This is a genomic window from Micromonospora palythoicola, from assembly GCF_036689795.1.
Taxonomy (GTDB): Bacteria; Actinomycetota; Actinomycetes; order Mycobacteriales; family Micromonosporaceae; genus Micromonospora; species Micromonospora palythoicola.
This window is the reverse complement of sequence record NZ_JBAGKI010000105.1, coordinates 1-11115: the sequence shown is the minus strand read 5'-3', so window position 1 is coordinate 11115 and position 11115 is coordinate 1. Positions and strand designations below refer to the sequence as shown.

12 protein-coding genes are annotated in these 11115 nt (G+C 72.2%); all 12 read left to right on the top strand.

Annotation, left to right across the window (positions count from 1 at the left end; genetic code table 11):
• The first annotated feature begins 376 nt into the window (after nt 1-376).
• A complete protein-coding gene (locus V5O40_RS26955; RefSeq protein WP_332908066.1) occupies nt 377-1786 on the top strand; it encodes a putative peptidoglycan glycosyltransferase FtsW in 1410 nt (469 codons plus the stop codon).
• Entirely contained in the window at nt 1786-2892 is a 1107-nt protein-coding gene (gene murG, locus V5O40_RS26950; protein WP_269737473.1) for an undecaprenyldiphospho-muramoylpentapeptide beta-N-acetylglucosaminyltransferase, read from the top strand. The genes V5O40_RS26955 and murG overlap by 1 nt, the downstream gene beginning before the upstream one ends.
• Nucleotides 2889-4421: a UDP-N-acetylmuramate--L-alanine ligase gene (murC, locus tag V5O40_RS26945; protein WP_332908064.1), complete on the top strand. Its 1533-nt coding sequence runs from the start codon at nt 2889-2891 to the stop codon at nt 4419-4421. The genes murG and murC overlap by 4 nt, the downstream gene beginning before the upstream one ends.
• A 32-nt stretch (nt 4422-4453) precedes the next feature.
• Entirely contained in the window at nt 4454-5233 is a 780-nt protein-coding gene (locus tag V5O40_RS26940) for a cell division protein FtsQ/DivIB (RefSeq protein ID WP_332908065.1), read from the top strand.
• A gap of 240 nt (nt 5234-5473) precedes the next feature.
• A complete protein-coding gene (gene ftsZ, locus V5O40_RS26935; protein WP_164449185.1) occupies nt 5474-6589 on the top strand; it encodes a cell division protein FtsZ in 1116 nt (371 codons plus the stop codon).
• A 9-nt stretch (nt 6590-6598) separates the two neighbouring features.
• On the top strand, nt 6599-7348 hold the full coding sequence (locus V5O40_RS26930; protein ID WP_332908063.1) for a YggS family pyridoxal phosphate-dependent enzyme: 750 nt from the start codon (nt 6599-6601) through the stop codon (nt 7346-7348).
• Between the two features lie 191 nt (nt 7349-7539).
• Nucleotides 7540-8226 (top strand): cell division protein SepF, encoded by a 687-nt coding sequence (locus V5O40_RS26925; RefSeq protein ID WP_332908062.1) that lies wholly within the window; start codon nt 7540-7542, stop codon nt 8224-8226.
• 29 nt (nt 8227-8255) lie between these two features.
• Nucleotides 8256-8561, top strand: a complete 306-nt coding sequence (locus V5O40_RS26920) for a YggT family protein (protein WP_093401140.1) — start codon at nt 8256-8258, stop codon at nt 8559-8561.
• 44 nt (nt 8562-8605) lie between these two features.
• The gene (locus V5O40_RS26915) at nt 8606-9409 is read left to right on the top strand and encodes a DivIVA domain-containing protein (RefSeq protein WP_093401139.1); all 804 of its coding nucleotides are present in this window, start codon (nt 8606-8608) and stop codon (nt 9407-9409) included.
• Nucleotides 9410-9483: 74 nt separating this feature from the next.
• Nucleotides 9484-10056, top strand: coding sequence for a hypothetical protein (locus V5O40_RS26910; protein WP_332908061.1), 573 nt, complete (start codon nt 9484-9486; stop codon nt 10054-10056).
• A 10-nt stretch (nt 10057-10066) separates the two neighbouring features.
• A complete protein-coding gene (locus V5O40_RS26905) occupies nt 10067-10372 on the top strand; it encodes a DUF167 domain-containing protein (protein WP_332908060.1) in 306 nt (101 codons plus the stop codon).
• A gap of 231 nt (nt 10373-10603) precedes the next feature.
• Nucleotides 10604-11023, top strand: a complete 420-nt coding sequence (locus V5O40_RS26900) for a TraR/DksA family transcriptional regulator (RefSeq protein WP_332908059.1) — start codon at nt 10604-10606, stop codon at nt 11021-11023.
• Nucleotides 11024-11115: the final 92 nt, after the last annotated feature.

Below are 11115 nucleotides of genomic sequence, written 5' to 3'. Positions count from 1 at the left end.
CGCCTCGCCGTGTGTCCCAATCTTTGTGGGTCGCCGATCCGCCGGACCCCGACCCAAACTTCTTGATCAACGCGGTGGGGGCGAGTGTTGGCGGGACTGCGGAGGGTGGTCGGCGCAAGTGCGACACGCCGACCGGGGCGTACCGCCCCGGACGGGTGCCGGTAGCGGCGATGATGACGCTGTGGGGGAGGCACGAGGAGACGACGTGACGGTGGGTCGGAGCCCGGCCAGCAGCCCGGCGCGTCCGGAGGTGTCGGTGACCGCGGCCGCCGGACGGGCCGCAGGCTCCAGTGGGACCGGTGCGGTGCGGGCCGGTGGCACGGTGACGGGCGGCGACGCCGAGGGGCCGTGGCGTGGGCTGGACGCGCTGGGATCGTTGGCCGCACTGCGGGGCCTGCTGTCGAGGCCGCTGGCCTCCTACCACCTGCTGCTGGCCAGTGCCGGGTTGCTGCTGCTGATCGGCCTCACGATGGTCTTCTCGGCCACCAGCGTGCGGGACTACGCCCAGGACGGCAACGCCTCGGCGTCGCTGACCAAGCAGGCGATCTTCGCGGTGATCGGCATCGTGGCGTTCTGGGCCTGCCAGCGCCTGCCGGCCAGCACCTACCGGTCGTTGGGTCGGCCGACCCTGGCAGTCGCGGTGGGGCTGCTGATCCTGCTGAACCTGTTGGTGGCGTACGGACGGCTGACCGACGGCGACGCGAAGATCGGCCCGCTGGAGGCTGAGCTGCTGTGGCTGTACATCGGCGGGATCAGCCTGCAACCCTCGGAGCTGGCGAAGTTCGCGCTGGTGCTGTGGGGCGCGCACGTGCTCGCCCGCAAGGGGGCGGCGCTGGGCTGGTGGCGGGAGCTGGCCACGCCGCTGTTCCCGGTGGTGGGGCTGCTGTTCGTGCTGGTCGGCTACAACGACCTGGGCAGCATGCTCTGCCTGCTCGCCCTGGTGGTGGGGCTGCTCTGGGCCGCCGGGGTGCGACTGCGGGTCTTCGCCGCGCTCAGCGCGATCGGGCTGCTCGGCATCGGCCTGCTGGTCGCGGTGGCCTCCCTCGGCGCCGGTTCCGGCGTACGGGGCGAGGAGAACTACCGGCTGGCCCGGCTCACCGTCTTCTTCAACCCGCCGCCGCTGGACGGCTGCAAGGAGGAACTCTGCTACCAGATGGTCCAGGCCCGCTACGCCATCGCCAACGGGGGCTGGTTCGGCACCGGACTGGGCCAGGGGCGGACCAAGTGGGCCTGGCTGCCGGCGGCGGAGAACGACTTCATCTTCGCGGTGATCGCCGAGGAGTTGGGCGTGGTCGGCTGCGCCGTGATCGTCACCCTGTTCGCCGTCCTCGGCTACACCGGTCTGCGCATCGCCCGCCGGGTCGACGACCCGTTCCGGCGACTGGCCGCGGCCGGCGCCACCGCCTGGCTCGTCGGGCAGGCGTTCATCAACATCGGCGGCGTGATCGGGCTGCTGCCGCTGACCGGCGTACCGCTGCCCTTCATCTCCGACGGCGGCAGCGCCCTGGTGGTGACCCTCGCGGCGGTCGGCATGCTGGCCTCGTTCGCCCGGGCGGAACCGGATGCGGCCCGGGCCCTGCATGCCCGTCCGCCGGCCCGGTGGGTCCGACTAGTGTGGGCACCGTTGCCGCCGCTTCCCGGCCGGCGGCGCCGCGCGGCGCCGCCGTCGACCGCCCGGGGCTCCGTGCCCCAGGCGCGCAAGCGGCGTAGGGACGACCAGGCCGCGTCGCGTGGCGCCCGGGACACCCGGGGTCGCAGCGGGTCGGCGAACGAGAGGAGACGTTGATGGGTCCGCTGCGTTCGGTGGTGCTCGCAGGAGGTGGCACCGGGGGGCACATCTACCCGTTGCTCGCCTTCGCCGACTGCCTGCGCCGGCACGACCCCGGCGTCCGGATAACCTGCCTCGGCACACCGAAGGGCCTGGAGAACGAGCTGATTCCGCCGGCCGGGTACGACCTGCGGAACATCCCGGCCTACCAGCTGCCCCGCTCGATCAACATGAACCTGGTCCGTACCCCGGGCCGGATGTGGACCGCGGCCCGCGCGGCGGGCAAGGTCATCGACGAGGTACGCGCCGACGTGGTGGTCGGCTTCGGCGGGTACGTCTCGGTGCCGGCCTACCTGGCCGCCTGGCGGCGGGAGCTGCCCATCGTGATCCACGAGGTGAACGTGCCTCCGGGGGTGGCCAACCGGCTGGGGATGAAGTTCACCAAGCACGTCGCGGTCGGCTTCCCGCACCAGCCGGCGCAGGCGGAGTCGCTGCGCGACGCCCGGGTGGTCGGCGTGCCGCTGCGGCGTAGCATCGCCGGGCTGGACCGGGCGGCGATGCGCAACGCCGCGCGGGCCCACTTCGGGCTCCGTCCCGACCTGCCGGTGCTCTTCGTCGCCGGCGGCTCGCAGGGCGCCCGGTCGATCAACCTCGCGGTCTCCGGGGCGGCGAAGGAGTTGGCCCGCAACGGCGTCCAGGTGCTGCACGTGATCGGTGCCCGCAACGAGCCGGTGTCGGTCCCGACCGACCTGCCGGTGCCGTACGTGACGCTGCCGTACCTGTCCGACATGGACGCCGGGTACGCGGCGGCGGACCTGATGCTCGGCCGGGGCGGGGCGATGACCTGCGCCGAGGTCGCCGCGATCGGGCTGCCCACCATCTACGTGCCATATCCGCACAGCAACCAGGAGCAGAAGCGCAACGCGTTGCCGGTGGTCGAGGCCGGTGGCGGTCTGCTCGTCGACGACGCCGAGGTGACGCCGGACTGGCTCGAACGTACGGTGATCCCGCTGATCCGCGACCCGCAGCGGCTGCACGCGATGGGTACCGCCGCGGCGGCCTACGGGCGGCGCGACGGCGACGAGGCCCTGCTCAACTTCGTCTACGAGGCGGTATCCCGATGACCACGTTCAGCCCGGCGGGCGCGCTGACCGCCGAGGATCTCGGCCACATCCACCTGATCGGCGTGGGTGGCGTGGGGATGAGCGGGCTGGCCCGGCTCTTCCTGACCCGGGGCCTGCCGGTCTCGGGCAGCGAACTGCGGGAGTGGCCGTCGTTGGCCGGCCTGCGGGCGCTCGGCGGGACGATCCACATGACCCACGAGACGGCCAATCTCGACGGCGTGGACACGGTCGTGTACTCCTCGGCGATCCCCGCGGACCACCTGGAGATGGTCGAGGCGCGCCGCCGCGGGCTGCGGGTGCTGCACCGCTCGGAGGCCCTCGCGGCCGCGATGACCGGTCGCCGCACGGTGGCCGTCGCCGGTACCCACGGCAAGACCACCACCACCTCGATGGTCACCATGGTGCTCCAGCAGGCCGGGGTCGATCCCTCCTTCGTGATCGGTGGGGAGATCTCCGAGGTGGGGTCGGGGGCGCACCACGGCACCGGCGAGTACTTCGTGGTGGAGGCCGACGAGAGCGACCGCTCCTTCCTCATCTACCGCCCGTTCGTCTCGATCGTGACGAACATCGAGGCGGACCACCTGAACACCTACGGCGACCTGGCCAACCTGGAGGCCACCTTCGCCGAGTTCGCCCGGCTCACCGACCCGGACGGCTTCGTCATCACCTGCGCCGACGACGCGGGTGGTCGGCGGCTGGCCGCGACGCTGCGCGCGGAGGGGCGTCGGGTGTACACCTACGGGGAGGCCGAGGACGCCGACCTGCGACTGACCGACATGGCCTCCTCGGCGCGGGGGGTGCGCTACCTCGCCCACATCGACGGTCGCCCGTTGGGCGAGTTCCGGTTGCCGGTGCCGGGCCGGCACATGGGGCTCAACAGTGCCTCGGCGGTGCTGGCCGCGTACCTGCTGGAGTTGCCGTTGCCGGCGGCGGAGGCCGCGCTGGCGGCCTTCCCGGGCGTGCGTCGCCGCTTCGAGCGCAAGGGTGACGTCGACGGGGTGCTGGTCTACGACGAGTACGCCTACCACCCGACCTCGATGACGTTGGCGCTGCGGACGTTGCGCGAGGTGGCCGGTGACGGTCGGCTGATCGTCGTCTTCCAGCCCTACCGGCTCTACCGCACCCGGCAGTTGCAGGCGGAGATCGCCGAGGCGCTGGCGATCGCCGACGAACTGGTGCTGCTGGAGGTCTTCGGGCCGGGCGAGGAGCGTGGCCCCGGCGAGGGGTCGACCGCGCTTGTCGAGGCGGTGTCGCTACCGGCGGAGCGGAAGGTCTTCGTCGACACCTGGGAGTCGGCGCCGGCCGAGGTGGCCCGGCGGGCCCGACCCGGCGACGTGGTGGTGACGATGGGCGCGCCACCGATCTCACTGATGGGTGACGAGCTGCTCGCCGCGTTGGCGGCGCGTACCGCCGGTGCGTCGGCGCTGACCGGCACCGTCGCCGGTGGGGTGGCCGGCGGGTCGACGAGCATCGGGGGCAGCGTGCCCGGAGCCGTCGGGGTGGACGGCGCGGCGCCCGTCGCGGAATGAGTCCCGGGCCGGCCCGCGGTCGCGGCACCGGTGTGGACGGTGCCGCGGGGCGTCGCCCGGTGCGCCGGTGGCAGCTGGTACGCGCGGGTAGCGATGCGGTACCCGCCTCCACCCGACGGTTCATGGCCCGGGCCCGGCAGCGCCGGATGCGCGCGGCGCTGCCCTGGGCGGTGGCCGGTGGCGTGGTCGCGGTGGCCGGACTGGTGGCGTGGACGCTGCTGGGCACCGGCCTGTTCGGGGTACGCGAGGTGCGGGTGGAGGGCGCCGAGCTGGTGACGGCGGTGCAGGTGCGGGACGCGGCGGGGGTGCCGGACGGTGCCCCGCTGGCGCGGGTGGACCTGGCCGCGTTGGCCGGCCGGATCGGTGCGCTGCCGCCGGTGGAACGGGTCACCGTCACCCGGGACTGGCCGGACGCGTTGGTGGTACGGCTGACCGAGCGCACGGGGGTGGCGGTGGTGCCGCGCGGGGAGCGGTTCGCGGTCATCGACGCCGCCGGGGTGGTGTTCCGGACGGTTCCGCAGCGCTCGGACGGCCTGCCACTGGTGCGGGTGGCCGCGCCCGGTCCGGACGACCCGGACACCCGGGCCGGGCTCGACGTGCTCGGTGTGCTCACTCCGGAGCTGCTCGACCAACTGGTCGAGGTCAGGGTCGAGGGGTTGGCCCGGATCAGTCTGCGGCTGCACGACGATCGCACGGTGTTCTGGGGTGACGCGACCCGTGGCGCGGACAAGGCGCGGGTGGCCACCGCCCTGCTCGACCAGGACGCGGCCCGGATCGACGTGAGCGCGCCGGATGTGGTCACCTTCCGGTGAGCCACCGGTCAGTGGTGAGCCGTCTCGCTACCCCGGCGACACGCCGGAAAGGTCCTTGGCTCATCGCTCGGCTGCGCTTACGTTGCCCCGAAGGGGATCAGTGGTTGACATAACTCTAACCCTCTAGTAGAGGGTGAGGGTTTACCTCTCGACCTCGGTGGTGGTAGCTGCGTCGACCGTCGGTCCGGCCAGGCCGTAGCCGGTCGGGGAGTAGCCAATCTCGAAGGGAAAGGACCGGAGATGACACCTCCGCACAACTACCTGGCGGTCATCAAGGTCGTCGGCATCGGGGGTGGCGGCGTCAACGCCGTCAACCGGATGATCGAGGTTGGGCTCAAGGGCGTCGAGTTCATCGCGATCAACACGGACGCGCAGGCGCTGCTGATGAGCGACGCCGACGTCAAGCTCGACGTCGGCCGCGAACTGACCCGGGGACTGGGCGCCGGCGCCAACCCGGACGTCGGCAAGAACGCCGCCGAGGACCATCGCGACGAGATCGAGGAGGTCCTCAAGGGCGCCGACATGGTCTTCGTCACCTGCGGTGAGGGTGGCGGTACCGGCACCGGTGGCGCGCCCGTGGTGGCGAACATCGCCCGCAAGCTGGGTGCGCTGACCATCGGTGTGGTCACCCGCCCCTTCTCCTTCGAGGGCAAGCGCCGTCAGGTGCAGGCCGAGGCCGGCATCGACGAGCTGCGTAACCAGTGCGACACCTTGATCGTCATTCCCAACGACCGGCTGCTGGCACTGGGCGACCGCAACATCAGCATGATGGACGCCTTCCGCACGGCGGACCAGGTGCTGCTCTCCGGTGTCCAGGGCATCACCGACCTGATCACCACGCCGGGTCTGATCAACCTGGACTTCGCCGACGTCAAGAGCGTGATGAGCGGCGCGGGTAGCGCGCTGATGGGCATCGGTAGCGCCCGGGGCGAGAACCGCGCGGTCGAGGCCGCCGAGGCCGCCATCTCCAGCCCGTTGCTGGAGCAGAGCATGGACGGCGCGCGTGGCGTGCTGCTCTCCATCGCCGGTGGTTCCGATCTCGGTCTGTTCGAGATCAACGACGCGGCCCAGCTGGTCACCGACGCGGCGCACCCGGACGCGAACATCATCTTCGGCGCGGTCATCGACGACGCGCTCGGCGACGAGGTGCGGGTCACCGTGATCGCGGCGGGCTTCGACGGGGGTACTCCGGCGTACAAGGCGGCCGAGGCACCCCGTAAGTCGAACCAGAACCAGTCCGCCCCGCCGAGCACGCCGATCGTGCCGTCGCCGACGCCTCCGGCCACGCCGCAGTCGCCGCGTCGGGTGCTCTTCGACGACGTGGACGTGCCCGACTTCCTGAAGAACGGGTCCTGAACACCGCCGATGACCGACAGCCATGCCCCGGTGAGAGCCGACCGGCGCGCGGAGCTCGCCGCCGGGCTCGCCCGCGTCCGCTCCCGCATCGCCGACGCCTGCGCGGCCGCGGGCCGCGACCGGGCCGAGGTGACAATGATCGCGGTGACCAAGACCTACCCCGCCGACGATGTGATGACGTTGGTCGGCCTCGGCGTGACCGACGTGGGGGAGAACCGCGACCAGGAGGCGGCGGGCAAGGCGGCGCAGGTCGCCGCCGCCGGGCTCACTCCGCGCTGGCACTTCGTCGGCCGGTTGCAGCGCAACAAGGTCAAGTCGGTGCTGCGGTACGCGGACGTGGTCCAGTCCGTCGACAGCGTCCGGTTGGCGTCCGCGTTGGACGCCGGCGTCACCGCCCTCGGCCGGGACCGGCCGCTGGACGTGTTGGTGCAGGTGAGCATCGACGGTGACGCGGCGCGGGGTGGTGCCGTGCCGGACTCGGTCGATCCCGATCTCGGCCTCGGCGCGGTCACCGAGGCGGTGGCCGCGGCCGGCGGATTGCGGCTGGCCGGCCTGATGGCGGTGGCACCGCTGGGCTGGGAGCCCGAGCGGGCCTTCGCCCGGCTGGCGACGGTGGCGGCGCTGGTGCGGGCGGACCATCCGCAGGCGACGGAGCTGTCCGCCGGCATGAGTGGTGACCTGGAAGTGGCGATCGGACACGGCGCGACACATGTCCGCGTCGGCAGCGCGTTGCTCGGAATGCGTCCCACGCTGCGGTAGCCTGGCCGCGAGGGAAGCAAATTACATCAGTGTTGTTTGTGGGAACGGCCTTCCCGGCGACGGGGGCGTGACGTGCAACGCGAATTGCGCGTCGGGGGATTGCCGTTCCGGTCCGGTGGGCAGGATGGTCCACTCGCGACAGGCGACACGGCGGGGGCGTGTGCCGCACGGCGGACGGGAAGGGCGCGGGGATGGGTGCACTGCGCAAGGCGGGGGTCTGGCTCGGACTGGTCGAAGAGGACGACGAGCGGGCCTACGACGACGGTGGCTACGACAAGGGTGGCTACCGGGAGTCGCGCTACCGGCAGAGCCGGTACACCGAGGAGTTCGCCGACGAGGAGGAGGAGCCGGAGGAGCCGCCGGCGCCTCGGCCGCGGCTGGGTGAGCGTGGCCGGCTGAGCGAGCGGTCGGCCCGGCTGGGCGAGGCCGAGCAGCTGGAGTCCGAGCGTCCGGAGCGCACCGAGCGGTCCAGCGTCCGGTCGATCACCCGGTCCACCGGCGAACCGTCCGGCGCGCTGACCTACCACACCCGGGACAATCTCGCCCTCGCGCCGCAGGTGCCGCCGCGTGAGCGTGCGCTGGTGCCGGAGGAGGAGCAGCGTTACCAGATCACCACGCTGCACCCCACCACGTACCGCGAGGCGCGCACGATCGGCGAGCACTTCCGCGACGGGGTGCCGGTGATCATCAACCTCACCGAGATGGATGAGGCGGATGCCCGCCGTCTGGTGGACTTCGCCGCCGGGTTGGCCTTCGGGCTGCGCGGTACGATCGAGCGCGTGACCAACCGGGTGTTCCTGCTCTCACCGGCCAATGTCCAGGTCACCGCGGAGGACAAGGCCAAGATCGCTGAGGGCGGGTTCTTCAGCCTGAGTTGACCCGCCCGACCCGAGGGACGCCGCCTGCCGTGTTGTCGATCTTGCTACAGGTCCTCTACCTGACCACGTATGTCTTCCTGATCGTTCTTCTGGCCCGTTTCGTACTGAGCGCGGTGTTGCAGTACGGCCGTCGCTGGCAGCCCGGTCGGGGAGCGTCAGCCGGACTGGAATCCGTGTGGAGCGTCACTGATCCCCCACTCCGGGCGTTGAGGCGTGTGATCCCTCCGCTGCGAATTGGTACCGTGAGCATCGACCTGGCCTCCCTTGTGCTCCTGGTTATCCTGTTCGTGCTGATGAGGTTTGTGTTAGAGCCGGCGATCATCAGGACCGCCTGATGACCGACGCGCTATCGCGGCCGCAACTGACCCGAGGAGTTTCGATGCCGCTGACCCCGGCCGACGTCCACAACGTCGCCTTCAAGAAGCCGCCGATCGGCAAGCGGGGCTACGACGAGGAGGAGGTCGACGCCTTCCTGGACGAGGTCGAGCGCGAACTCGCCCGTCTGATCGAGGAGAACAACGAACTGCGCGCCCAGGTGGAGCGCGGTGGGCGGGGCGGTGCCCCGGCCGGCCCCGGCGGCGACGCCCGCCTGGCGGCCGAGCTGAACGACGTCAAGGCCCAGCTCGACCGGGTGCAGCGCGACAAGGCCGCCGCCGAGCAGGCCGCCCGCGCCATGCAGGCCGAGCTGGAGCAGGTCCGCTCCGTCGGTGTCGGCGGCGCCGTGGCCGGCCCGGACGGCGAGCAGCAGGCGCTGCGCGTGCTCATGATGGCCCAGCGCACCGCCGACGACCACGTGTCCGACGCGCGCCGCGAGGCCGACCAGCTGCTCTCCGAGGCCCGCTCCAAGGCCGAGGAGGTCACCCGCGAGGCCCGTGCCAAGGCCGACGCGCTGGAGCGCGACGCCCGGCAGCGGCACCAGGAGGCCATGGGCGGCCTGGACGCCAAGCGCACCGCGTTGCAGAAGCACATCGAGGAGCTCAAGCAGTTCGAGCGGGAGTACCGCACCCGGCTCAAGGCGTACCTGGAGAGCCAGCTGCGTGACCTCGACGGTCGTGGTCAGGGCCTGGAGGCCGAGATGACCCGCGGCGAGGGTGCCCGGGCCGCCGGCAACGGGCTGGCTGCGGCCGGTCTCGCCGGGTCGTACGGCGGGGGTCGCTCCGGCGCGCTCGAGGCCGGTCGCTGAACCGGGTCGGTGACTGCCGCCAGCGCGGCGATCACCTGCCCCGCCTCATCGGTACGACACGGCGAGGGTGAGCCATGATAGTCATCAGTCTCGCGCTCATCCTCGTCGCGGTGGTGCTGCTGGTCTTCGGCCTGGCCGGTGGATCCAGCCTGCTGCTCGTCGTGTCGATCGGGGCCAGCCTGCTGGCCGCCGTGGCACTCGTCGCCGGCGCCCGCCAGGCGGCCGGCCGGGCCACGGTTCCCAGCGGCACGCCGGCTGGCTCGGCGCGTCTCGACGGTGACGGCCGGGAGCCGAGCATTCCGACCCAGCAGACCTCGGCAGACGTGGACACCGGCGATGCCGGGTGGCGGCAACCACCCGGCTCGCCGGTGACCGAGCCACGCGAGCGGTCGCGCGTCGCCGACGGGTACGACGACGAACCAGCGGCCGAGGAGACCACCGCTGCGCAGGCGGCTCGTATCGCCCGCCTGGTGGACGAGGTGCGGGTCGTCGACGGTCGGCCGCGGTACCACCTCGCCGAGTGCCCGCACCTGGTCGGCCGGGAGCACGAGCCGCTGCCTGTCGCGGAAGCCGTCGAACTCGGCTTCACCCCCTGCGCCCACTGCACGCCGGACGCGGTGTTGCTGGCGGATTCCGAACGCCGCTGAGCCGGGTCCGATGGACGACGCGCTCACCATCGCCGTGCGGGTGAAGCCGGGCTCCTCCCGGGCCCGGGTGGGTGGCCGCTTCGACGGCCCGCACGGGCCCGCTCTGGTGATCGCGGTGCATCCCCCGGCGGCTGACGGCCGGGCCACCGAGGCGGCCCGGCGGGCGTTGGCCGCCGCGCTCGGCATCCGGCCGGCCGCCGTGTCCCTGCGCACCGGCGCGGCGAGCAGAGACAAGCTCTTCCTGGTCACGCCGACCGGGCCGGATCTGGTCGACCGGCTGAGCCGGCTGCGCGACGGCCCGGAACCGGCCGGGTGAGTGGCGGTCATCTGCTAGCGTTCCCTTTGCCCCGAATTGGCAGTTGCCGGGGTGGATCGGGCGTTGCGGTGCGGCACGTTGTCGGACGCCTTTACGTTCCGTATCCTTGCCAACCTCCGGAGTGCGCGGCCCCGTCGCCGCGCGCCCGTTTTGTACCTGGGGCGGCCGATGCCGGCGGCCCCTGTCGAGGCGTCGCGGACCAACCGCGGCTCCGTGGCCGAGGGAGCGACGATGGCCAAGCCAGCCGACACCAGGACCGCAGGCCGCAAGCCGGCGGCGAAGTCCGCCCGCAGCGCCGCGGAGACCGAGAAGATCCGAGCCGCGTTGGCGGCCCGGCACGAGGAACTGCGTGCCGAGTACGATCAGACGCTGAGCGAGATCACCGAGCTGCAGCGCGACCGCCTCACCGACTCGGCCGGGGACGACCAGGCCGACACCGGGACCAAGACGTTCGAGCGGGAGCAGGAGATCTCCCTCGCCAACAGCATCCTGGAACGGATCACGCAGGTCGAGCGCGCTCTCGAGCGCCTCGACGAGGGTGGCTACGGCTGGTGCGAGCGATGCGGCAACCCCATCCCGGTGGAGCGGCTGGCCGCGTTCCCGTCCGCCACCCTCTGCGTGACCTGCAAGCAGCTGGAGGAGCGGCGCTGACGGCACGCTCCCCGGCGTCCGCCCGCGGCGGTGCGACCGCCCCGCCGCGACAGCCGATGGGGAGCAGATGAGCGCAGCACCGCAAGCGGGAT